Consider the following 23916-nt stretch of genomic DNA (forward strand, 5'->3'; position numbering starts at 1 on the left):
TCGTGCAGTTGCCGCGTCGCTCAACGCGTTGTCGTCATGGTCGCTGCACTCAACACCCGAGGCGGTCCCAAGTTGTCTCGTTGAGGGGATTGGCGCGCAGCTTGTTCTTCTGTGTCTTGCCGGTCGGTGTCTTGGGCAGTTCGGTCACGAACTCGACATAGCGCGGGACCGCGAAATGCGGCAGGCGGGTCTCGCACCAGGCGATCAGTTCGACGGGTTCGAGCTGCATGCCTTCCTTGCAGACGATGCACGCCTTGACTTCCTCGTCCCGCGAAACCGCATCGACTCGCACCGATACGACCGCGCATTCGGAAATCGACGGATGCATCAGCAATTGATACTCGACCTCGAACGACGAGATGTTTTCACCACGGCGTCGGATGCTGTCCTTGATCCGGTCGGCGAACCCATACCAGCCGTCCGCATCGCGGCGCACGCCGTCGCCGGTGTGAAACCAGTAATTGCGATTGGCCGAGGCGGTCTCGGCTGGCATGTTTTCGTAGGCGATCATCATCGTCCACGGGAATTTCGGGCGGATCAGCAGTTCGCCCATCGTGCCGTCCGGTACCTCCTCGTCGGTCTCGGGATCCGCGACGCGCGCGTCATACCAGTCGCCGATGAGGCAGCCCGCATAGCCCTTTGGTGGCTTCCGCCCCGGCGGCGGAATGATCGGCAGCGAGGTCTCCGTCATGCCAATCGCTTCTTTCAACTCAGCGATGCCGAAGCGTTGCTGGAACGCGTCCTGCAGCGTGTACGGCATCGGGATGCAGATTGCGGCGCGCAAGCGATGGGCACGATCCGCCGGCGACGGCGACTGGTCCGCGATCATCTGCAGCATCGAACCATGGAACATCGTGATGGTCGCGCGGCTGCGCGCGGCGCGTTCGAGAAAGCGCGTGCCGCTGAATTTCGGGTAAAGCGTGCAGCGACCGCCGACCAGCAGCATCGGGTAAAGGCTGTTCTGGCGCCCACTGCCATGAAACAGCGGAAACGGCGACATAAAGACATCGTCCGCGGTGAGCCCATAGAGCGCGACGATCTGCTCGGCATTGAAGTGCAATGCGCCATGTGGCAACAGCACGCCCTTGGACGGGCCGGTGGTGCCCGACGTGAACATGATGGTCGACGGATCGGCGGGCGTGACCATGTACGGCGGGTTGTCGATCCGCTCGGACGCGATTGCATCGAGCGATACGACCTCGCACTCTGGAAGCAGCATGCGGGCGGACGTCGGATCGCCGATCACAATCAACCGCTTCAGGTACAGCAGTTCCTCCCTGACCGGCACAATCCGTTCGACGAGCCGCTCGTCGACGATCGCCACGTTCGCGCGGCAAAGGTTCATCTGATGCGTCAGCAGGCTGCCCATCAGGCTCTCGTTGATCGGCGCATCGACCGCGCCGAGCTTCGTGCAAGCGAACCAGCAATACACATGTGACAACGAGTTGCCGAGCAGAAAGACGACGCGCTCACCCTTCCGGATACCGAATTCATGCAAACCATGCGCGATCTGGTTGCTGCGCGCGTTCACGTCGAAAAAACTCAGAGGCGCTCCCTCGTCGGTCCATTGAAGAAATGGCGCGTCGCCGCGTTCGCGCGCCTGCCTTTCGAGCAGCGCGGGTAGTGTCCAGAGATCCTTTGGATAGAGCGGTGTCAAGGGCGTCATTGTTGTCATCAAGATGTCTCGTCTGTTCAGCGTGCTTTGGTTTTTAAATCCTAAATCAAATTCAAATAATAGGCATTGGGAACAACCCGCACGTTGGGACCGTGCTGCTTTGCCGCCGGTCGAGGGTGGTCTGACGGGAGACGGCGTGACGATGCATTCGTCGCGCCGACAGGAGTGCGTCGTCGCGCACGGCCGATGAAACAGCCGGATGAGACGCCGGCGTCGACAAAGGCCCGAGTTCGCGCCCGAACGGCTTGCGAATTCGGGGAGCGCCAGTAGCAAACGGGAGGTTGTGAGGGCTAACGGTTTCGCGCGTTTCAACCTTTCTGCATCACCGGGCGCTTGTCAATCGTTATTGCCAAATCGTTCCGTACTACGGATGCGGCGGCATATTCGAGCCGGCGCTCGGGATGCAAGCCGCCGTTGCGGCAGCGCGTGCCGGATCGAAGGAAACGAAAAATCGTGCTGCGGAAGATCGTGCTATTTGGTTTTGGCACGCCGCTTTGCTTTCGACGGATCGACCGTCTGCGCTTCGACATCCCGACGCAGCCGCATTCGACCCGCCGGCGATGCGACGCCTTCGAAATTCATCTTGATCACCAGATCGCACAACTCATCGACCGAAAGCCGACCATTCGGATTGAACCACTGCGGCAACCAGTTGATGGAACCGAGCATCAGGAACATGAAGGCGCGGCGATCGACCTTTTCCAGTTCCCCGGCGTCGATCGCCGCGCCGATCAACGTCTCGAAGAAGCGCCCATACGCTTTTTGTTGCGCCTCGATCTTCTGCCGCATTTCGTCGGGGATCTCCGACATCACGCGATACACGGCGCGCACGTAACTGCCGATGCTGGTCAGCTGACGTTGGCAATGCGCGCGAATCGCCGTCTCGAGGCGCTCGATCGGCGTCGCCGTCGCGGGCAGGTCGTTGACCGCCTTTCGCGTATGCGTGTAGGCGTCCTCGAGGCCATGGCGCAGTACCTCTTCGAACAGATGCTCACGAGACTCGAAGTGGTAGTAGATGCCGCCCGGCTGCGAGTTTATCTGCGCGGCCACTTCGCTCAGCATCGTGCCGGCGTAGCCTCGGCGGGCGAGGATATCGGCCGCCGCATCCAGTATCTGCCGCCGCTTTTTCTCGGAGCGCTGCGACTTCGGCGACGCGCCATTCTTCTTCATTACCTGCTCGACCATTCGAGACCTCGTTGAACGTGACGTCCGCGGGCGTGGCGCGTCGTCCGGTCCCGCTCGACGACGCGCCACGCCCGATACCAAGTCCGAATTCTAAATCAGTTTCAATTTCCGCCCATCGCCCAGCTCCCGGCACGGCAGCGCGGTCGAGCTAATGCCCAGCGGTGAAGGCCGTCCGCGCCGGTTCGCCCGGCCGGGCGTGCGCCTTGTTGCGCTGCGCATGCGCAATCAGGTCAAAGTCCGGCTGGCGGGCCATGTCAGGTGTCAGTGCGGCATCGAGGGTGAGCAGCTTGCGTGCAGCCATATGTTCGCGCGGCCGGTTCAGCGTTTCGACGCCGATCAGGCGGCCTGCGCGAAAACACAGGATCGAGGCGCCCTCTTCGGCGTCGCCGTGCACCACGGTCGTGTCATGAAACGCCGTCAGGCCGGCAATCTGCAGCCGGTATGCGCCCTGCTCGCTCCAGAACCACGGCACCGCGCCATACGGATACGGTTGCCCGAGCAACCGGTTCGCAACGGTGCGCGCCTGATCGATCGCGTTCTGCACCGATTCGATTCGCACCCATTCGTCACGCGAAAACCGTGACGGAAAGCGCGCGCAATCACCGATCGCGGAAATCGCCGGATCGCAGGTGCACAGATGTGTGTCGACCTCCACGCCGTCCGCAACGCGAAGTCCGGCCTCGGCGGCGAGTTCGGTGTTCGGCAGGACGCCAATGCCGACCAGCACGAGGTCGGCGGCGACCTGCTCGCCGGCGGATGTTCGCACGCTGATCACCGCGCCGGCGCGGCCGTCGATGCGCGTCACGGTCGTACCGAATCTGAAGCGAATTCCCGCGCGTTCATGGATATCCCGGAACATGCCGGACATCTCGGGCGATACCGCCCGACCCATCGGGCGCGCGCCGGCCTCGATCACCGTCACCGCGAGGCCGCGCTGCGCCGCGAGCGCGGCAAACTCGAGCCCGATGAAGCCGGCGCCGATCACCGCCACGCTGCGCGCGGTATCGAGCGCGGTCGCCAGCGCGTCCGCCTCCGCGAGCGTTCGCAACTGACGCACGCCGGCCAGTTCACAGCCCGGCACCATCAGCAAGCGATTGCGCGAGCCGGTCGCGAGCACCAGTTGATCGTATGCGACCCGCTCGCCGTCCTCGAGTTCGATGCGCGCGGCTGCACGGTCGATCGCGCAAACGCGGACGCCGGATCTCAGCTCGATTTCACTCTTCTCGAGGGATTTCGATGTGCTCAGTACCAGTTCCTCACGCGTGACGGCGCCGGCGAGATACGCCTTCGATAGCGGCGGACGCTGATACGGCAGGCCCGGCTCGTCGCCGACCAGCAGCAGGCGGCCGCGATAGCCGCCATCGCGCAGCGTTGAGGCGAGTTGCATGGCGGCCTGCCCGGCGCCGATTACGATCACGCTGTCCATCGTCAATCACGCTCGATGAAGGGTTCCAGGACCGGCTCGACGCGCATCTGCGCGGGTACCGCGTCGCCGATCCGGCGATCCGCTTCTTCGTGCCACTGATAAATGCGCCGTTCCTGATAGTTGAGCGTGCTGCCCCGGTAACCGTGCGATTCGAGCGAATGCTGGATGTCTTCCTGGAACTGCACGTCTTCCATCAGGATGCGTTCGAAGTTCCTGAACCGCGTGTCCCAAACCGCCGGCCGCGGGCCGTCGCCCCAGGACGGCGCGAACCAGAGCACCTCGCAGATCGACGTGTTGACACCGGTCGGCCAGAAAACCATCGCGGGACTGCCCGCATCGGCCCACGCCATCGCCATGTTCGGATAGAAAAACGTCTGCATGGTGGTGGTCTTGACGATTTCGTCGGCCGACTCCATCAACGGCAGGCCGATGGTGCCCGGGTCGACCCAGTCGGCGCGCTCGGCGCGGCGCGGGGTGATCATCTGCGAATGCCCGTTCGGCCACAGGTTGATCACCGTGCCGCGATGGTCGAGGAAGCGGTCGACGGTATCCGCGTGGATCGACTTGATGTGATAGACCTCGAGGAACGCCTCAAGCACCACTTTCACATTCGATTTGATGTGGTACGCCTTGCGGTCCACCAGGCGCAGATCATCCGCCCGATGCTCATTGAGGGTCACGCCGGCCTGTCCGAGATATTCGGCAAGCGTCATCCCATTCGAATCGAGGTTGATGAACACGTAGCGCCCGATGCTTTCGCAGCGCACCGGGATCAGCGACCGGCAATTCGTATCAAGGCCGACGAAATCGCGCTTGTCGCGCAGATTGACAAGGTCGCCCGTCAGGCTGTACGTCCAGCCGTGATACCCGCACACGAAACCGTCGGCATTGCCACGCTCCGCGGTCGCGACCGGCGCGCCACGGTGGCGACACGTGTTGTAGAAGCAACGGATCACGTCATCGTTGCCACGCACGAACAGCAGCGGCTCGCCCATCAGGTTCCAGCGAATGAAACTGCCGCGCTCGGGTACTTCGTCACCGTGGATCGCGAAGATCCACGATTTGCGCCATACATGCGTGAGTTCAAGCTGATAGAAGTCCGCATCGGTGTAGCGGCGCGGCGGGATGACAGGAAGCGCGGGAAACCCTTCGGGCGGCGCCTTGCGTGAACCTTCGTACGCCATGCCTGCCTTGATCTGTGCAATTTTGTCCGCATTCATTGGATATCCTTTCGATCGATTCCCGCTTCCTGAACCGGAAGCTTATAGAGGTTCGCGGCCGTGCCGCTGAAAACGCGCCGCCGGTCCGCGTCAGAAAGGTCGCGACAGATGTACTTGTAGACGTTCCATAGCTGTCGGTATGAGATTGACGAGCGGTCTTCCGGATAGTTGCTCGTGAACATGCAGCGAGCCGGACCGAAGGCGTCGAGACAGGCGTCGACATAGGGCGACCAGACCTTTGCGTAGGTCTCCGTGTCGGGCCGCCTCTCGCACGTGTGGAAACCGAGACCCATCATCTTGGCACCGAACGCGCCGATCTGAATGTTGACGTTTGGTTGTACAGCCAGTCGCTTGAGCGCCGCACGCCACGTGTCGAACACCTCCTGCCGCCGCCCCTTGAACGGACCAACGCCAAGCGGACCGCCAACGCCGACGACGATGATCGTCAATTCGGGCTGCGCGCGAGCGAGCGCGGCGACTTCGTCGAGCTGCGGATGGAACACGAACGTCTCGAATACCAGTCCGTTCCTCGCCAGACACGCGGTACCCTCGCGCAAGGCCGGCTCCGCCAGCATTCCCGCATGAGGGACGAACGAGCGGATCAGCGGCGACGGATCGTGTGCCGCGATATTGCGGATGCCCTTCAGACGGTCACCAGCGATGTCGCGATGCGCATCGATTACACGCTGGACACCGGCACCAAGCATCAGATCGGCGTACATGACCAGACCGCCGAACAGATGCGTTGCCTCCGGGCCACCCCGCTCGATCGCATCGAGCACGAACTCCGTCTCGCCGACCGGTCTCAGCTCGACCGGCCCGTCTTCGCGAAACATCGATTTGCATTCACAGTAGACCGAGTCCACGATGTTGTGGCCCGATCCCGCATCCGCCAGCAGGTCCGGCATCAGATAGTCGAATTTACCGTGCGCCGCATTCCAGATGTGATGATGCGCATCGATGATCGGCAGCCCCGGATCGAGGATTGCCTCCGCTTCGTTCAACGCCGTTCCTTCCATGTGGTTTCCTTGTAATGTGCCTGCCGGAATCTCCTGCCGATATAAAGATCGTAGCTTTTGTTGAATTTGAAGTCAAATTAAAAATTGCCGCTAGAATCGGCCCACGGCGGCCGTGCGATCGTCCACAATGACACTGTTGCGCATTGCGCCATCGCGAGGAGAGCACGACATGAATTTGCCACCGCCACAGCCGCGCCGAATGCTTCACGAGCGGCGCGTGATCAGCCGAGGCTATCTGCGCGACGACGGGCTATGGGATATCGAAGGTGAGATCGTCGACGAGAAGACCTACGCTTCGACCGTCCGCGAGCGCGGTGCGCTGCCGGCACGCACCCCTTATCACGACATGTGCGTGAGAGTGACGATCGACGATGACATGACGATCCGCGCGATCGAGGCGTCGATGCCCGCGAAGCCGTTCAACTATTGCGCTGGCGTGATCGAGCCGTTGCAGCGGCTCGTCGGGCTCTCGCTCGCACGGGGCTTCCGGCGCAAGCTCGGCGAAGCGATCGGCGGCGAGCAAGGCTGCACCCATCTGCGGGACTTGATCCTGGCGGTTGCGACCACCGCGCATCAGACGATCTTTTCGTACCGCGCGGAGTTCGAGCCCGAACGTGCCGACGCGATGGAGCATGGCGACACGCCACCGTTCTTCATCAATGGCTGCCATACCTGGGACGAAAAAAGCCCGGTCGTCGCGATCTACTACCCGAAGTTCCATCGCAAGCCATGACGGGTGAGGAGCGGCGAAATCGCGCCGGATGGCAGCGGAGCTACCGCTCAGGTGTGGCGCGTTTCCCGAAACGGGAGGTTTTGCCCGTAAACGTAGCCCTATCGATATAAGGGCTATGCAAGGCAGACTGGATGACGCACCGTTCGGCCAGGCCGTGCCGAACGGCGCCCTCGATGCTATCCGCGGCGGACGTAATGATCCGATACGACATGGCGTCGTTGGATCCATGCGATCACCCGCCCCATGGCCTGGGTACGGGTTTCGCCCTCGCGGTTCGTGACTGTGGCCGCACGCGCCAATAAAGACTTCGCCCCTCAATTTGTGAACGATTCTCATTTACTTCATTGAATTCTGCGTGTAACCTACGCAACGGAAGATGTAAGCCTCGCGATCGTCCCTGCCCGGCCGCGAAACGCACCGTATGAACCGTAGAACCGTATGACAGCCCTTCCGCCGTTGGTACATCTTGAAATTGACGCGCTTTATCGCGCGCATCACAACTGGCTCCACGGATGGCTGCGGCGCAAGCTCGGCTGCGCACATCGCGCGAGCGACCTCGCGCACGACACGTTTGCACGGCTGCTCAATCGCGAGGAGCCGATCGAGGCACGCGAGCCGCGCGCGTTTCTCATGACGGTCGCGCAGCGCGTGCTCTACAACCACTGGCGCCGCGAGGAAGTCGAGCGTGCCTATCTCGAAGCGCTTGCACAAGTGCCCGAAGCGCTCGCGCCGTCGCCGGAAGAACAGGCAGTGCTGCTCGAAACGCTCTGCGAAATCGACAAACTGCTCGACGGCCTGCCCGTCATCGTCAAGCGCGCGTTTCTGCTCGCGCAACTCGACGGCGCCACGCATGCCGAGATCGCCGAGGCGCTCGATATTTCGCTGGCCACCGTAAAGCGCTACCTGGCCCGCGCCGCGGCGCAGTGCTTTTTCGCGCTCTAAGTGGACGGTGCCGTGAAATTCGCCCCGCCGAACGTGGCGCCAGAGGTCGCGCATCGCGCCGTGGAATGGTGGCTCGATCTGAGCAGCGGCAGCGTAACGCCCTCGCAACGCGCAGCCTTCGATGCGTGGCGCGCCGCGCATGCCGACCACGAACGCGCGTGGCAGCACATTCAAGCCGTATCGGGGCGCTTTCAGTCGATCGGCGATAGCGCAGCCGCGAACGCCGCGCGCTCGGCTCTCACGCTTCCGGCGCGGGACACACGGCGCAGCCGGCGCGCGGGCATCAAGGCGCTCGCCGTGCTGCTCTTCGCGGGTGGCGCGACGTGGAGCGCGCGCCATCGTTCGGCGTGGCCGGGCTGGACCTCGGACCTGCACACGGCCACCGGCGAAGTCCGCACCGTCACGCTCGCCGACGGCACCACGCTGACACTCGACACCGCCTCCGCCGTCGACGTGCGCTTCACACAGGACGAACGGCGCGTCGTGCTCCGGAGCGGCGCGATCATGGTCGCCACGGGACACCGCGACGGCCTCGCGCCACGGCCCTTCGTGGTGCAAACGGCGCAAGGCACGGCCACACCCATCGGCACGCGCTTTTCGGTGCGCCAGGCGCAGGACGCTACGCGGCTCGCCGTGTTCGAAGGCGCCGTGCGCGTCGTGCCGGACGCGGCGCCCTCGGCGGCACAGATGCTGCGCGCGGGCGAGCGCGCGCAATTCACGACGAATGCGGTACTCCAGAGAGAACCCGTGGCGAGCGATGCAGCGGCGTGGACGAAAGGCATACTCGTCGCGAGCAACATGCGGCTCGGCGACTTTCTCGACGAACTCTCGCGCTACCGGGAAGGCCTGCTGCGTTGCGATCCGCGGGTGGCCTCACTGCGCCTCTCCGGCACCTATCTGCTCGCCGATACCGATCTCGTACTCGAAACGCTCACGCGTGCCATGCCGCTGCGCGTGGATTACCTGACGCGTTACTGGGTCACGGTCGGGCCCGCTCGCACGTGATCGCCGTTGGGCATCGCGTCCACTCGCGACACGATAAAAATTTTTCGCAAGGCTGAGCTGTTTTCGATTTTCCCGGGACAAGCCAGATGAGAGCACCACTTCATCCGACTTTTCCCAGCCTTCATGAACATGCATTCACCTGTCCACGCCGACGCGGCGCGCGCGTCACGCCCGGCCTGTCCCGCCATTCGCCAACGCCACTGGATCAGCATCGCCGCACTCGCTCTCTTTGCCGTGAGCGCGGCGCCACCCGCTCTCGCCGCCGCGAACGCGACCGCCGCCACAGAACAGGCGCCGTCGCGCCAACAGTACGACATCGCCGCCGGCCCGCTCGAAACCGCGTTGAATCAGTTCGGCCAGCAGGCGGGCGTCATGATTTCGTATCCCGGCGCGCTCGCGACAAACCGCACGAGCGGCGGATTGCACGGCGAATACGGCGTCGCGGACGGTCTCGCGCGCATTCTGCGCAATACGGGGCTCTCGGCGAACGCGCAGGCAAACGGCAGCTTCACGCTTGTGGAGGATCCGTCCAACGTCGAACCTGACGATCCCGCGATGCTCCCGCCCGTGACGGTCGGCGCATCGACGATCAAGGCCGGCAGTTACCGCGCGCCCGCCGAAGTGAGCGTCACGCGCTCGGACACCCCCGTGCTCGACACGGCGCAGGCGATCAACGTGGTGCCCGCACAGGTGCTGCGCGATCAGCGTCCGCGCAATCTCGACGATGCGCTCGCGAACGTGAGCGGCATCGTGCAGGGCAATACGCTCGCGGGTACGCAGGACACGCTGCTCAAGCGCGGCTTCGGCGGCAACCGGGACGGCTCCATCATGGAAAACGGCATGCCGCTCGTGCAGGGCCGCGCGCTCAACGAAGCGGTCGACAGCGTCGAAGTACTCAAGGGCCCGACGTCGCTGCTCTACGGCATCATGGACCCCGGCGGCGTCATCAACGTGGTCAGCAAGCAGCCGATGCTCACGCCGTATCACGCGATTTCCGTGCTCGGCTCCACCTATGGCCACGGCCGCAACGGCGGCGGCGCGACGCTCGACACCACGGGCCCGATCGGCGATACGGGCCTCGCTTACCGGCTCGTGCTCGATCAGGTAAACGAACAGTATTGGCGCAATTTCGGCGAACACCGCGAGACGCTCGTCGCACCCTCGGTCGCGTGGTATGGCCGCGATACGCAGGTCGTGCTCTCGTATCAGTACCGCAAATTTCTCTATCCGTTCGATCGCGGCACCGCGCTCGACCCCAAGACTAACGAGCCGCTGGCGATTCCCGCGCGCGAACGCCTCGACGAGCCGTTCAACGAGATGCGCGGCGAGTCGCATCTCGCGCAATTGCTCGTGGATCACCAGATCGACGCTAACTGGAAGGCGCATTTTGGCTACAGCTACAACCGCGAGACCTACGACGCAAACCAGTTGCGCGTGCAGGGCGTGAACAGCACGACCGGCTTGCTCTCGCGCAGCAACGACGCGACGCACGGCGCGGTGAGCACGGATAGCTACGCGATTGCCTATGTCGACGGCCATTTCGACATCGCGGGTCTGCGCAACGATCTGCAGATCGGCGTGGACGACGAATACCGGCGCATTTATCGCGCGGATCTGCTGCGCCAGGCCACGCAATATCCATTCAATTATTTCTCTCCGGTCTACGGGTTGGAGAGTCCTTCGAGCACGGTCTCCGCGAGCGACAGTGACCAGACCGACACGTTGCACGACACTTCCGTGTTCCTCCAGGACAGCCTGCATCTGACCGACAAATGGATACTCGTGGGCGGCGCGCGCTTCATTTCATATAACCAGATTGCCGGGAAAGGCAGGCCTTTCGTGGCGAACACCGACCTGAGCGGCAACAAATGGCTGCCGCGCGCGGGCATCGTCTACAAATGGAGCGATTACCTCTCGCTCTACGGCAGCTACACCCAGTCGCTCAAACCGACCTCGTCGATCGCGCCGCTCAGCACGGGCGTGGTGATCGACTCTTCGGTGCAGCCGGAACAAGCCACGTCGTGGGAACTGGGCGCGAAGATCGCGATGCCCGCGGGTCTCACGGGGACGCTCGCGCTCTTCAACATCGACAAGTCGAACGTGCTCGTCTCGCAGTACAACGACACGACCAAGGAAACCGACTGGCGTACCTCGGGCAAGGCGCGTTCGCGCGGTGTGGAGCTCGACGTGTCCGGCCAGATCGGCCAGCACGTGAGCATCATCGCGAGCTACGCCTATATCGACGCCAAAACGATCGAGGACCCCGAATACGCCGGGAACCGGCTCTGGAACGTCGCGCAGAACACGGCCTCGCTCTCGGCCGTGTACGACTTCGGCGCCGTGTTCGGCGGTGACCAGTTGCGCGTGGGCGCGGGCGCGCACTACGTGGGCGCGCGGCCAGGCGATTCCGCCAACAGCTTCACGCTGCCCGCCTATACGGTCGCCGATGCTTTCGCGACCTACGACACGAAATGGGGCGGCCACCGCGTGTCGTTCCAGTTGAACGTGAACAACCTCTTCAACAAGACCTACTACCCGTCCAGCGCCAATCGCTACTTCGTCGCCGTGGGCGATGCTCGCCAGGTCTCGCTGCTTTCCACTTTCGAATTCTGATGCGCACACGAACCCTCATGAAACAGCCTCCTTGTTCATCGGCTCCCATCAAGCCATCGCGGCGCAACGCGCTGCTCGCGCTCGGCGCCATCGCCGCGTCGTGCGTCGCTCCCGGCGCGCGTGCGCAGCGGCGCGACACGCGCGGCGCCGTGCTGATGGTCGTGCAACTCAACGGCCCGAACATCGCCGTCGACCAACAGATCGCGGCCCATCTGCAAGCGCGCGGCTACACGGTGCGGCTCGTCAATCAGGATTTCGATCCGGCGCTCGCGCACGACGCGCGACTCGTCGTCATTTCTTCGACGGTCTCCGCGAAGGATGTGCCCGCGGGATGGCGCACCGCGCCGGTGCCGCTGTTCACGTGGGAAAACGATCTGCTCGACGATCTCGCGATGAGCGGCAAACGCCACGACACGGATTTCGGCGAAGTCGGGAAGGAGCGCTATCTGTGGCTCGTAAATGCGCCGCATCCAGTCTCCGCGGGATTGCCCGCCGGCGTGGCGAACGTCTTCCGCAAGCAGGCTCCGATGAGTTGGGGAAAGCCGGGGCTCGGCGCGTCCATCATCGCCACGATCTACGGCCAGCCTGAGAAGGCCGCCATTTTCACCTACGAAAAAGGCGCAACGATGGACTATGAAGCGCTGGCGCCCGCGCGCCGCGTAATGTTTTTCATGGACAACGATTCATTTCCCAATCTTTCGGAATCAGGGATCCGGCTCTTCGATGCCGCGATCGATTGGGCGACTGCATAAACCGCGGCGCCTTTTCGCACGCTGGCAGCTATCGCCCCCATCGGCAGTAGTGCTTTCACACATATCGCCAAATTACGATATATGATTCGTTCCGTAGCGATGCAATCGCGCGCACGCCATCCGGCGTTGCGCGTGCCGGTTGTCGAATAACTTGAAACACACCCAGATGACGCCCGATATCGACGCGATCCATAAAGCCCTGGCCAACCCGGTGCGCCGGGAGATCCTCGGCTGGCTGCGGGAGCCGTATCTGCATTTCGCCGATCAGGAATTGCCGCTCGACCACGGCGTGTGCGCGGGCAAGATCGACGCGCGCTGCGGGCTGTCGCAGTCCACCGTGTCGGCGCACCTCGCGGCGTTGCAGCGCGCGGGGCTCGTCACGTCGAAACGGGTCGGTCAATGGGTGTTTTTCAAGCGCAACGAGCCCGTCATTCAGGCGTTCCTCGAATACATGAACGCGAAGCTCTGAGCGCCCATTCGCATCGCCGCGCTTCCCTTTTCATGCAGTTTTTTCAAGGCGCGGGCCACGCCCGCGGCCGAAGGTGAACTCTCATGCCGACTCTTTTCGATCCGCTGCAAATTGGCGATATCACACTGCCGAACCGCATCATCATGGCGCCGCTCACGCGTCAGCGCGCCGGGGACATTCGCGTGCCGAACGCGCTGATGGCGCGCTACTACGCCGAGCGCGCGAGCGCCGGCCTGATCCTCAGCGAAGCGACGTCGGTGACGCCGCAGGGCGTCGGTTACGCGGACACGCCGGGCATCTGGTCGCAGGAGCAGGTCGAAGGCTGGAAGCTCGTCACGGATGCGGTGCATGCGGCGGGCGGCCGGATCTTCCTGCAGTTGTGGCACGTCGGCCGGATCTCCGACCCGGTGTTCCTGAACGGCGAGCTGCCGGTCGCGCCGAGCGCGATCGCGGCCGGCGGTCACGTGAGCCTCGTGCGTCCGGAACGTCCGTTCGTGACGCCGCGCGCGCTCGAACTCGATGAAATCGCCGGCGTGGTCGAAGCGTTCCGCAAGGGCGCGGAAAACGCGAAGGCCGCGGGCTTCGACGGCGTCGAAGTGCACGGCGCGAACGGCTATCTGCTCGACCAGTTCCTGCAGGACAGCACCAACAAGCGTACCGACGCGTACGGCGGCCCGATCGAAAACCGCGCGCGCCTGCTGCTCGAAGTCACCGACGCGTGCATCGGCGTGTGGGGCGCGAATCGCGTCGGCGTGCATCTGGCGCCGCGCCGCGACGCGCACACGATGGGCGATTCGGATCCGGCCGCCACGTTCGGCTATGTCGCTCGCGAACTCGGCAAGCGCAAGATCGCGTTTATCGCCGCGCGCGAAGCGCTCGGCGACGACCGCCTCGGCCCGCAACTGAAAAAAGCATTCGGCGGTCCGTATATCGCGAACGAAAAGTTCACCAGGGAAACCGCGCAGCAGGTGCTCGACGCGGGTGAAGCGGATGCGGTGGCATGGGGTCAGTTGTATATCGCGAATCCGGATCTGGTGCGCCGTTTCGCGGAAGATGCGCCGCTGAACAAACCGAATCCGGCGACGTACTACGCGCGCGGCGAAACCGGCTACACCGATTATCCGGCGCTGGAAGCGGTGCAATAAGTGACGCAATGAGCGGTTGCGGCGGGCGCATGTTGCGATTCGCGCGTCATTCGAGATCTCGCCGCATGAACACACGTTTCGATTCGTCGAGCCCGCGCGCGATATGCGCATCGCGCCGTGCGATCAGCGCCGCGTCGAGATCGGCCGTATCGATGTCGCGAAATCCGAGCCGCCGGTAGTACGGCGCATTCCACGGCACGTCGCGATACGTCGACAACACGAGCTGCGTCAGTTGCCGCGCATGCGCGATCCGCGCGACCTCCCCGATCAATGCCGCACCGATGCGCCTGCCCGCGTGCGACGTCAGCACGTCGAGCTCCTGAACGTAGATGCGAGTCGGCTGCGGCTCGAACATCACGAAGCCCGCACAGATTGCAGCCGCGTCGATCGCAACGATGATCTCGCGCGCGGCGATCTTGCGCTCGACGATCTCGAGCGCCATCGGCGGCGCATCGGCAATGCCGGTCATGCCGACGCTGGCGAAGCGCAGACCCGCCTCGAACTCGATCGCGCGGATCGTATCGGCATCGCGTGGCGCGGCGAAACGGAAAGTAACGGCGTGGAAGGTGGCGGCGGATTCGTCTGGCATGGCGTCGGGTCTCGGGACATCACCCGAGTTTGACATCCCGGCCATGCAATCGACAAGCATCGGTCGACTGCGCGCTGCCGCGTGACTTGACCCGGGCGAGATACGAAGGTAACCTTCGTATCATGTCGCCGCCCGTCAGCCATGAGCCATCCCCCTCCCCCCGTTCCCCCTGAAGCACTGCACGCACTCGCGGAAGATCTGCGCGTGCTCGTCGGCAAGCTGCGCCGCCGTTTGCGCGAGGAATCCCATATCGGCGATTTCACGCCATCGCAGGGGCAGGTATTGACTCTGCTCGAGCGCGAAGGCCCGGCCACGGTCACCGCGCTCGCGCGCGCGCACGGCATGCGCCCGCAATCGATGGGAGAAACGCTTGCGGTGCTGAAAGCCGCCGGCCTCGTAAGCGGCACACCCGATCCCAACGACGGACGGCAGACGGTGCTCTCCCTTACCCCCGCCTTTCGCAAGAAAATCAAGGCAAGCCGCGCGGCGCGCGAAGACTGGCTGTATCGCACGATTCAAACGCGCTTCTCGGCGGCCGAACAGCAACAACTCGCGACGGGCGTCGATTTACTCAAACGCCTCGTCGATTCATAACCCCCCATTCGCAATTCGCAAACACGCGACTCGTCATTCGCAGGAGTACACCATGGCACTCACCACTCTCGACGCCAGGACCGCGCTGCTCGTCATCGATCTGCAGCGCGGCATCGTCGCGCTGCCCACCGCTCATCCGTGCAGCGAGATCGTCGAGCGCTCGGTCCTGCTGCTCGACGCGTTCCGCCGCCACGGCCTGCCCGTGGTGCTCGTGAACGTCACCGGCGGCGCGCCGGGCCGCACCGACCAGGGCAGCCCCAGCGGCGATTTCCCGGCCGGCTTCGCGGATCTACTGCCCGAGCTGAAGCAGCAGCCGTCGGATCATCTGGTCACGAAGCGCACCTGGGGCGCGTTCACGAACACGGACCTCGCCGCGTATCTGCAAAAGCAAGGCGTCACGCAAGTGGTGCTCTGCGGTGTCGCGACCAGCATCGGCGTCGAATCGACCGCGCGCTTCGCAAGCGAACTCGGCCTGAACGTCACGCTCGCCGTCGACGCGATGACCGACCGCAACGCGGACGCGCACACCAACAGCGTCACGCGCATCTTCCCGCGTCTCGGCGAAACCGGCACGGCGCAGGAAGTGCTCGATCTGCTCGAGCGCTCGCGCGCCTGAGCGAGTCACCCGCACCCATGCGGACCACCACCCCGCGCTGAGGAAAAACCTGCCGTGAGCACCACGTTCCGTTCGCTGCGCAATTTCAACTACCGTGTCTGGGCGAGCGGCGCGATCGTCTCGAACATCGGCACGTGGATGCAGCGAACGGCGCAGGACTGGCTCGTCCTCACCGGGCTCACGCATCACAACGCAACGGCGGTCGGCATCGTGATGTCGTTGCAGTTCGGCCCGCAGATGCTGTTGCTGCCGCTCACCGGCTATGCGGCCGATCACTTCGATCGCCGCAGGCTGCTGTTCGCGACGCAGGCGTCGATGGGCACGCTGGCGCTCGTGCTCGGCCTGCTCACCCTTACCGGCCTCGTGCAGTTGTGGCAGGTCTACGTGTTCGCGGGCCTGCTCGGCTGCGTAACCGCGTTCGATTCCCCCGCGCGCCAGACCTTCGTGTCCGACCTCGTCGGCGAGGACGATCTCGCGAATGCGGTCGGGCTCAACTCCACCTCGTTCAACGCCGCGCGCATGATCGGGCCGGCCGTCGCCGGCCTGCTGATCGCGTCGGTCGGCAGCGGCTGGGTGTTCCTGATCAACGCGCTGTCGTTCGTCGCGGTGCTCGGCGCGCTGCGCATGCTGCGGCTCGACGAACTGCATCGCAAGCCGCTCGCGGTGCGCACGCGCGGCAGTTTCGTCGAAGGCTTCAAGTACGTCTGGACGCGCCCCGATCTGAAAGCGGCGCTGTTGATGCTGTTCCTGATCGGCACGTTCGGGCTGAATTTCCCGATCTTCATCTCGACGATGTCGGTCACCGCGTTCCATGCGGGCGCGAGCGAATACGGCGTGCTCAGCTCGACGATGGCGATCGGCTCGGTCACGGGCGCGCTGCTCGCCGCGCGCCGGGCGCGGCCCAACATGAGGCTGCTGCTTCTCGCCGGCACGACGTTCGGCGCCGGCTGCACGGCGGCCGCGCTGATGCCGAACTACGTGCTGTTCGGTCTCGTGCTCGTCGTGATCGGCATATCCACGCAAACCTTCACCACGTCGACCAACAGCCTCGTGCAACTGACCACCGAACCCGCGATGCGGGGCCGCGTGATCGCGATTCTGCTCGCGATCGCACTCGGCGGCACACCGCTCGGCGCGCCGGTGGTCGGCTGGGTCGCCGATCGTTTCGGCCCGCGCTGGGCGCTCGGTGTCGGCGCCGCTTCCGGTTTCGGCGCGACGCTGGTCGGCCTCGTCTATCTGATGAAATACCGCCAGTTGCGCTTCTATATGGAAGGCCGGCGCCTGCGTTACAGCATCGACGATCCCCGTCCGGCCACCGCGGCCAGCGTTCCCGATTCTGTCACCGCGGTGCAGCGCGGCGTGGTGGACGAGGCGGAAGAAGATACGGCTTCGAGCGTATGAGCGGTGTAAGCGGTACGAGCGATAAGCGGCCGAAGGCGCGCTCAGAAAAGACAGGCGCCGTTCAGAACCCACCCACGCCGCGCGTCACCAGCGCATAGGGTCCGCGGGTCAACTGCTCCCTGAGAAATTCGATACACACCTGAATCCGCGCCGACGACGACAGCCGCTCCGCCGTCACCGCCCATACGTCGGCGGACTGCTGATAATCCGGCAGCACCCGCACCAGTTCACCGGCGCGCAGGCTCTGCGCGACATCCCAGATCGACACCATCACGATCCCATAGCCGTCTCTCGCCCATTGCACGACGATGTCGCTCAGGTTCGACGCGACGGTGCCCGTTACCTTCACGCTCTTCTCGCCGTTCGGCCCACTCAGGCGCCAGACGCCGAAACGATCGTCGCGTCCGCGAAACAGCAGGCAATCGTGCCGCGTCAGATCGTCGAGTTCAACCGGCACGCCATGCCGCTCGAGATAAGCCGGCGACGCGCACAGAATGCGCGCGCTCTCAGCCATCCTGTGCGCGATCAGATGCGGCTCCTGCACATCGCCGACGCGCACATCGATATCGAAGTTCTCGCCGACGACGTCCGCGCGCCGGTCCAGCAGTTCCAGCCAGATTTCGAGGTTCGGGTGGCGCTCGCGCAACAGCGCGAGAATCGGCGACACATGTTTGCGGCCGAGCCGCAGACTCGTGCTGATCCGCAACAGGCCGCTCAGCTCGGTGCGGCGATCCGCGAATGCGTCGGCCATGCCCTGCACATCGTCGAGGATTTTCTGCGCCCACTGCAAAGCGGCTTCGCCGTCGCTCGTCACGCTCACCCGCCGCGTGGTGCGCTGAAACAGCTTCACGCCGAGACCCGCCTCGAGCATCGCGATACGCTTGCTCACATGCGAAGGCGACAGGCCCATTTCGGTCGATGCCGCGACGAAACTGCCCCGCCGCGCGATATGGCAGAACAACTGCAAGTCGCGCAGAAATGACTCATTCGTGGCTGTGAGCGCATTCTGATTTGACATCGGGTCGCATTGTGTCGGCGCGGAACTCTATTAACCTAATCCGACCGGACTGGTTGGGCAAGGGTCAGCCGTTTGCATGCCATGCCGGGGTACCCGGCGCGGTGGTAAACCCTGGCATTCCTGCCGCACCGCGGCAACGTGACCCCGGAAAATCCTGGCTTGCACCGCGCGGGTTTAAGGACGCCAATGATTCAGCCATAGAAGCTGACAGGAACCCAAAACTACTGTTCAGGAGACGATATGGAAACGAACGCACCGGCAAGCAGCGGGCACGGCTCGCAGGCTCGCAAGGCAACCGCCAGCGGCTGGATCGGCTCGGCGCTCGAGTACTACGATTTCTTCATCTACGCGCAGGCCGCGGCCCTGATTTTCCCGCAACTGTTCTTCCCCTCCGGCAACCCCAAAATCGCGATCGTCGCGTCGCTCGCGACATACGGCGTCGGCTACGTCGCGCGGCCGATCGGCGCGCTCGTGCTCGGGCACTGGGGCGACACGCACGGCCGCAAGAACGTGCTGCTCGTCTGCATGTTCCTGATGGGCCTGTCGACGATGGCGGTCGGTCTGCTGCCCACGTATCACCACATTGGCTTCCTCGCGCCGGTGCTGCTCGTCGTGCTGCGCCTGATCCAGGGCTTCGCGGTGGCCGGCGAAATCTCGGGCGCGAGCTCGATGATCCTCGAACACGCGCCCTTCGGACGGCGCGGCTATTACGCGAGCTTCACGCTGCAAGGCGTGCAGGCCGGACAGATTCTCGCCGCCGCGGTGTTCCTGCCGCTCGCCTACTACATGGACGACGCGTCGTTCAACGCGTGGGGCTGGCGCATTCCGTTCCTGCTGAGCTCGGTCGTGCTGATCGCCGGCTACATCATTCGCCGTGAAGTGGAGGAAACGCCCGCGTTCGAGAAGGAAGACTCGAGCGGCGAGGTGCCGCGCTCGCCGATCATCGAAGCGTTCCGTTACAACTGGGGCGACATGCTGCGCGTCGTGCTGTGCTCGCTGATGAACGTGATCCCGGTCGTCGCGACGATTTTCGGCGCGGCGTATGCGGTGCAGGCGTCGTACGGCATCGGCTTTTCGAAGAGCCTGTATCTGTGGATTCCGGTGATCGGCAACATCGTCGCGGTGCTCGTGATTCCCTACGTCGGCAATCTGTCTGACCGGATCGGGCGGCGTCTGCCGATCATCGTCGGCGCGCTCGGCACCGGGCTGCTGTCGTTCGCGTACCTGTACGCGATCAGCATCCGCAACGTGCCGCTCGCGATGGTGATGTCGATCCTGATGTGGGGCGTCATCTATCAGGGCTACAACGCGATCTTCCCGAGCTTCTATCCGGAGTTGTTCCCGACCCGCTCGCGTGTCTCGGCGATGGCGATCGGCCAGAACATCGGCACGACGATCACCGCGCTGCTGCCCGCGCTGTTCGCGTACGTCGCGCCGCCGGGATCGAACAACGTGCCGCTGACGGTCGGCGCGATCACGTTCGCCATCACGATCGTCGCGGCGGTCGCCGCGTGGAGCGCGCGCGAAAACTTCCGCGTCAGGCTGAGCGACCTCGGCGAGCCGGGCGCGATGCCGATCGACAAGCACAGCTACGAAGCGATGCGCGCGCAGAGCATGGCCAAAGCAAAAAAGGCGATCGCGTAAGCCGCTTGCCGTAAGCCCGCTCTTGCGCGCCTCATCCGCGCCTGATCCGCACTGCAGTTGAACTTTAGAGGAACCGATTCATGGACAGCACCCGGATCGCCGTGGCCGGCGCGGGCTATATCGGCCGCGCGCATATGGCGCTCGCGCGGCAAAGCGCTGCGTGCGCGCTCTCGGCGATCGTCGACCCGTCGCCCGCGGCCGCCGTCGTCGCGGCCGAGGCCCGCGTGCCGCTGTACCGCACGCTCGACGAACTGCTCGAACGTGACCGGCCCGACGGCGTAATTCTCGCGACGCCGAACCAGTTGCACGTCGAACATGCGTTACGCTGTCTCGCGACGCGCCTGCCGACACTGCTCGAAAAGCCGATCGCGCCGAGCGTCGGCGAAGCCGAAGTACTCGCCGACGAAGCGCAGCGCAGCGGCGTGCCGCTGCTGATCGGCCATCATCGCGCGCACAGTCCGATCATGGCGTGCGCGCGGCAACTGATTGACGAAGGCCGGCTCGGCAAACTGGTCGCGGTGATGGGCAGCGCGGTGTTCTTCAAGCCGGACGAGTACTTCGCCGACGCCGGGTGGCGCCGCCAGCCGGGCGGCGGTCCGATCCTGCTAAACATGATTCACGAAGTGCACAACCTGCGCATGCTGTGCGGCGACATCGTCGCGGTGCAGGCTTTCTCGTCGCATGCGACGCGCGGCTTTCCGGTCGAGGACACGGTCGCGATCAATCTGCGTTTCGCGAACGGCGCGCTCGGCAGCTTCATGCTGTCCGACACCGCCGCGAGCGCGCGTAGCTGGGAGCAGACATCGGGAGAAAACAACGCGTATCCGTCGTATCCGGACGAAGATTGCTATGTGATCGCGGGCACCTTCGGCTCGCTCGCGGTGCCGACGATGCGCCTGAAAACCTACGCCAAAGCCGCGGACCGTTCGTGGTGGAAGCCGTTCGACGTCAGCATCGCGGCAATGACGCGCGACGATCCGCTAAAACGCCAGCTCGAGCATTTCGTGCGCGTCATTCACGGCGAGGAAGCACCGCTTGTCAGCGCGCAGGACGGCTTGCTGAATCTGCGCATTACCGAGGCGATCGTCGAAGCGGCCCGATCGGGCGCGGTTGTCGACACGACGCGCACTGTCGCGGCGGCGCGCTAAAATCGCGCGCCATCCGCATCTTTTTCCATCTGCTATCGAGGCTTACCGATGAAGACGTTCGTCATGCTGCACGGCATCAACCACAACATGTTCGGCAAGCGCGACCCCGCGCAATACGGCACGATCACGCTCGCCGAAATCGACGCGCGCCTGCGGGCGTTGGGCGACGAACTCGGCGTGCGCGTCGAGAGCTTTCAGACCAATAGCGAAGCCGCGATGTGCGAGCGGATCCATCAGGCGTTCACCGACAATGCGGACGGCGTGCTGATCAACGCGGGCGCCTGGACGCACTACAGCTACGGCATTCGCGATGCGCTCGCGATCCTGACGGTGCCGGTGGTCGAAATCCATATGTCGAACATTCACGCGCGCGAGGCGTTCCGGCATCAGTCGGTGTTCGCGGAGATCGTCAAAGGACAGATTTGCGGCTTCGGCGTGGACAGCTATCTGCTCGGGCTGCGCGCGGCGGTGTCGGCGGCGGGTTCGGCATAACGCGCCGGCAGGCCGCTTACGTCTAGCGCCACGCTTCGGTCAGTTCGTTCGCCAGCACCATTTTCTCGCGCACGACTTCGACGAAGCCGGCCTCGACGCCGGCTTGCGCCTTCAGGAATTTCAACGCGGCGGAATGCACGGCGCGCAGCGCGCCGCCGTCGATGCCCGTCATGCGCGCCGCGCTGCGCCGCGTTTCCTCGACCAGATCGCGCGCGTCGCCAAAGTCAGGCGACAAACCGCACTGCGCATCGAACGCGGCACGCAAACCGGCGCCATATTCACGCGATTGCCCGAACCGGTCCATGTCGATCAGCAGATCGACGCCCTCGCCCATGCGCAGCGCGCAGAGAATCCACAACGCAATGAACGCGCGATACGCGTTATCGCTGTCCACCGTGCGCGCGTATTGCTCGCACGCCATCGCATACGCGTCGTCAGGCATCGACGCGAGCGGCGGCAAGCTCACCCCGCAGATGCCGACCACTTCCCTGATCAGCGGGTCCCACTGATTCAGTCCCAGCACGCGAAACGGCGCGGCGACGAAAAACGCATTGCTCCACTGCTGCCGCAGCAGCCAGCCCGACGCGAACTGCGACGCGGGATTGCGCAGCACGCCCACGTGCAGCGCGTCGGCAAATGCCTGCTTCAGCCACGGCAGCCGGCCGCCCGAACGGCAAAACTTGAAGACCGGCACGCGCCCCTGTTCGACGGTGTGCTCGCACAGATGACGCAGATAAGCCTGCAACGCGGGGAACGGCGCATCGGGCTCGCGCGAGAAACGGTCGATGCTGAAGCGCCTGTCGTAGCCGGTCACGCCGCGCGCGTTTTCGCGCAGAAACGGCCGGTATTCGTCGAAGTACGGCGCAACGAGCGGAGGATGTCCGGAGGTCAGGGTCGGCCGGGATGCGGCGACGCCGGCGAGATTCAGATCCGCGAGCACGTTGCTGAGCGGCTCGTAAAAACCGGCCACGCGCTCGAGTTCACGCAGACGCGACCACACCCACGTGCCCGCGCTGCGCCAGCCGGTGTGCAGAAAAACCGCCTGTTTCAGCAGGTTTTTTGGGGCGCTGGCGCCAATGGACAACGCAGTGGACGGCTCATGTGGCAACGGCATCGGACTTCTCTTCGAATGATCGAACGAAAGCAGGAGGTGGCGCGCACAAAAGCACGCTCAAAACCAGAAGCGCCACTTTACCCTGTGATCGCTCCGGACGCATTATGCTGCGAGACTCCACACCCGCTACTCGCAGACATGAACGATTCGGCCGATATCCGCTTCCTGCTGACGCTGCGCGCGAGCGGCAGCCTGATCGCCGCCGCGCGCAAGCTGGCGCTGTCGCCATCGGCGGTCACGCAGCGTCTGCAACAGCTCGAAAAGAAACTCGGCGCGCAGCTCGTGAACCGCAGCGCGCGCCGCCTGCAATTCACCGACGAAGGCCTGCTGCTATGCGAACGCGGCGCGCAACTGATCGAGCAGTTCGATGCGCTGTTCGACGATCTGCAAATGCGCCGCGGCGGTCTCGTCGGCACGCTGAAAGTCAATGCACCGCTCGGTTTCGGACGACGCCATCTCGCGCCGGTGATCGGCGAATTCCAGCAACGGAACCCCGATATCGACGTGGCGCTCACGCTGTCCGATCATCCGCTGACCGAAACGCTGGATCGCTTCGATATCGTCGTGCATATCGGCGAGCTGCCGCTGTCGAATCTGGTCGGCTATACGATCGCGCCGAATGCGCGGTTCGTCTGCGCGGCGCCCGCGCTCGTCAAGCGCATCGGGCCGCCCGAGTCGCCGGACGCGTTGAGCAGCCTGCCTTGCATCGTGCTGCGCGAAAACAACGAGGACGTTTCGCTGTGGCAGTTCAGCAAGGGCCGCACGCGCCGCAGCGTGCGCGTGCGCGCGCATCTGAGCTGCAACGACGGCGACGTGATCCGTCAATGGGCCTGCGAAGGACGCGGCGTGATTCTGCGCTCCGAATGGGACGTCGCCGACGACCTCGCGAAAGGCCGGCTCGTGCGCCTGCTGCCGGGCTGGAAAGCGCCGGATGCGAATGTGATCGCGCTGACGCATCGGCGCACGGGGCTGCCCGCGCGCACGCGCCATTTCATGCAGTATCTGCGGAGCCGGTTCAGGCCATTGCCGCCGTGGCGGCGATGATTCAACCAGACTGAATCTATGAATCAATCCGGCTGAACCCCCGCGCGCAAACGCAATCCTATAATCGATTCA

General features: G+C 64.3%; 22 protein-coding genes. 14 read left to right on the forward strand and 8 right to left on the reverse strand.

Going from position 1 to position 23916, the window contains the following annotated elements; genetic code table 11:
• Positions 1 to 49 precede the first annotated feature (49 nt).
• The 5 genes from QM685_RS30875 to QM685_RS30895 form a co-directional block, all read right to left on the reverse strand.
• The gene (locus tag QM685_RS30875) at positions 50 to 1987 is read right to left on the reverse strand and encodes an AMP-binding protein (RefSeq protein ID WP_415122621.1); all 1938 of its coding nucleotides are present in this window, start codon (positions 1985 to 1987) and stop codon (positions 50 to 52) included.
• 159 nt (positions 1988 to 2146) lie between these two features.
• The gene (locus QM685_RS30880; RefSeq protein ID WP_415122623.1) at positions 2147 to 2941 is read right to left on the reverse strand and encodes a TetR family transcriptional regulator; all 795 of its coding nucleotides are present in this window, start codon (positions 2939 to 2941) and stop codon (positions 2147 to 2149) included.
• 67 nt (positions 2942 to 3008) lie between these two features.
• Entirely contained in the window at positions 3009 to 4286 is a 1278-nt protein-coding gene (locus QM685_RS30885) for an NAD(P)/FAD-dependent oxidoreductase (RefSeq protein ID WP_415122625.1), read from the reverse strand.
• A gap of 2 nt (positions 4287 to 4288) precedes the next feature.
• Complete coding sequence (locus QM685_RS30890) at positions 4289 to 5506, reverse strand: aromatic ring-hydroxylating oxygenase subunit alpha (RefSeq protein WP_415122627.1); 1218 nt, start codon at positions 5504 to 5506, stop codon at positions 4289 to 4291.
• Positions 5503 to 6525: an amidohydrolase family protein gene (locus QM685_RS30895; RefSeq protein ID WP_415122629.1), complete on the reverse strand. Its 1023-nt coding sequence runs from the start codon at positions 6523 to 6525 to the stop codon at positions 5503 to 5505. The genes QM685_RS30890 and QM685_RS30895 overlap by 4 nt, the downstream gene beginning before the upstream one ends.
• A 217-nt stretch (positions 6526 to 6742) precedes the next feature.
• Here QM685_RS30895 and QM685_RS30900 point away from each other — a divergent pair, with 217 nt between their 5' ends.
• The 7 genes from QM685_RS30900 (at position 6743) to QM685_RS30930 (ending at position 14184) form a co-directional block, all read left to right on the forward strand.
• The gene (locus tag QM685_RS30900; RefSeq protein WP_415122631.1) at positions 6743 to 7258 is read left to right on the forward strand and encodes a DUF2889 domain-containing protein; all 516 of its coding nucleotides are present in this window, start codon (positions 6743 to 6745) and stop codon (positions 7256 to 7258) included.
• A gap of 438 nt (positions 7259 to 7696) precedes the next feature.
• Complete coding sequence (locus tag QM685_RS30905) at positions 7697 to 8200, forward strand: sigma-70 family RNA polymerase sigma factor (protein ID WP_415122633.1); 504 nt, start codon at positions 7697 to 7699, stop codon at positions 8198 to 8200.
• The gene (locus QM685_RS30910) at positions 8201 to 9205 is read left to right on the forward strand and encodes a FecR domain-containing protein (protein ID WP_415122635.1); all 1005 of its coding nucleotides are present in this window, start codon (positions 8201 to 8203) and stop codon (positions 9203 to 9205) included. It abuts the gene before it with no gap.
• A gap of 123 nt (positions 9206 to 9328) precedes the next feature.
• A complete protein-coding gene (locus QM685_RS30915) occupies positions 9329 to 11818 on the forward strand; it encodes a TonB-dependent siderophore receptor (protein WP_415122637.1) in 2490 nt (829 codons plus the stop codon).
• 17 nt (positions 11819 to 11835) lie between these two features.
• Positions 11836 to 12570, forward strand: coding sequence for a hypothetical protein (locus tag QM685_RS30920; protein WP_415122639.1), 735 nt, complete (start codon positions 11836 to 11838; stop codon positions 12568 to 12570).
• 166 nt (positions 12571 to 12736) lie between these two features.
• Positions 12737 to 13039 (forward strand): ArsR/SmtB family transcription factor, encoded by a 303-nt coding sequence (locus QM685_RS30925; protein ID WP_415122690.1) that lies wholly within the window; start codon positions 12737 to 12739, stop codon positions 13037 to 13039.
• Between the two features lie 83 nt (positions 13040 to 13122).
• Complete coding sequence (locus tag QM685_RS30930; protein ID WP_415122641.1) at positions 13123 to 14184, forward strand: alkene reductase; 1062 nt, start codon at positions 13123 to 13125, stop codon at positions 14182 to 14184.
• 46 nt (positions 14185 to 14230) lie between these two features.
• On the opposite strand, the gene QM685_RS30935 is transcribed toward QM685_RS30930, so the two are convergent.
• Positions 14231 to 14773 carry a GNAT family N-acetyltransferase gene (locus tag QM685_RS30935; RefSeq protein ID WP_415122643.1) on the reverse strand — a complete coding sequence of 181 codons (543 nt, stop codon included), beginning with the start codon at positions 14771 to 14773 and terminating at the stop codon, positions 14231 to 14233.
• Positions 14774 to 14914: 141 nt separating this feature from the next.
• Between QM685_RS30935 and QM685_RS30940 the strand changes: the two genes are divergently transcribed.
• Genes QM685_RS30940 through QM685_RS30950 form a run of 3 tightly spaced genes read left to right on the forward strand, consistent with a single transcriptional unit; the run spans position 14915 to position 17384 of the window.
• Positions 14915 to 15367: a MarR family winged helix-turn-helix transcriptional regulator gene (locus QM685_RS30940; protein WP_415122645.1), complete on the forward strand. Its 453-nt coding sequence runs from the start codon at positions 14915 to 14917 to the stop codon at positions 15365 to 15367.
• 52 nt (positions 15368 to 15419) lie between these two features.
• Positions 15420 to 15983 (forward strand): isochorismatase family protein, encoded by a 564-nt coding sequence (locus QM685_RS30945; protein ID WP_415122647.1) that lies wholly within the window; start codon positions 15420 to 15422, stop codon positions 15981 to 15983.
• A gap of 54 nt (positions 15984 to 16037) precedes the next feature.
• Positions 16038 to 17384 (forward strand): MFS transporter, encoded by a 1347-nt coding sequence (locus QM685_RS30950; RefSeq protein WP_415122649.1) that lies wholly within the window; start codon positions 16038 to 16040, stop codon positions 17382 to 17384.
• Positions 17385 to 17445: 61 nt separating this feature from the next.
• Here the strand turns inward: QM685_RS30950 and QM685_RS30955 are convergent, their stop codons facing one another.
• Positions 17446 to 18402 (reverse strand): LysR family transcriptional regulator, encoded by a 957-nt coding sequence (locus QM685_RS30955; RefSeq protein WP_415122651.1) that lies wholly within the window; start codon positions 18400 to 18402, stop codon positions 17446 to 17448.
• A gap of 240 nt (positions 18403 to 18642) precedes the next feature.
• Here QM685_RS30955 and QM685_RS30960 point away from each other — a divergent pair, with 240 nt between their 5' ends.
• The 3 genes from QM685_RS30960 to aroQ all read left to right on the forward strand — a co-directional run bounded on the left by QM685_RS30960 (position 18643) and on the right by aroQ (position 21686).
• Positions 18643 to 20046 (forward strand): MFS transporter, encoded by a 1404-nt coding sequence (locus QM685_RS30960; RefSeq protein ID WP_415122653.1) that lies wholly within the window; start codon positions 18643 to 18645, stop codon positions 20044 to 20046.
• An 80-nt stretch (positions 20047 to 20126) separates the two neighbouring features.
• Entirely contained in the window at positions 20127 to 21194 is a 1068-nt protein-coding gene (locus tag QM685_RS30965; protein WP_415122655.1) for a Gfo/Idh/MocA family protein, read from the forward strand.
• 48 nt (positions 21195 to 21242) lie between these two features.
• Complete coding sequence (gene aroQ / locus QM685_RS30970) at positions 21243 to 21686, forward strand: type II 3-dehydroquinate dehydratase (protein WP_415122657.1); 444 nt, start codon at positions 21243 to 21245, stop codon at positions 21684 to 21686.
• Between the two features lie 22 nt (positions 21687 to 21708).
• On the opposite strand, the gene QM685_RS30975 is transcribed toward aroQ, so the two are convergent.
• Complete coding sequence (locus QM685_RS30975) at positions 21709 to 22800, reverse strand: hypothetical protein (protein ID WP_415122659.1); 1092 nt, start codon at positions 22798 to 22800, stop codon at positions 21709 to 21711.
• A 138-nt stretch (positions 22801 to 22938) separates the two neighbouring features.
• Here QM685_RS30975 and QM685_RS30980 point away from each other — a divergent pair, with 138 nt between their 5' ends.
• Positions 22939 to 23844: a LysR family transcriptional regulator gene (locus QM685_RS30980; RefSeq protein ID WP_415122661.1), complete on the forward strand. Its 906-nt coding sequence runs from the start codon at positions 22939 to 22941 to the stop codon at positions 23842 to 23844.
• Positions 23845 to 23916 lie beyond the last annotated feature (72 nt).

It is taken from the genome of Paraburkholderia sp. (assembly GCF_047605525.1).
GTDB lineage: Bacteria > Pseudomonadota > Gammaproteobacteria > Burkholderiales > Burkholderiaceae > Paraburkholderia.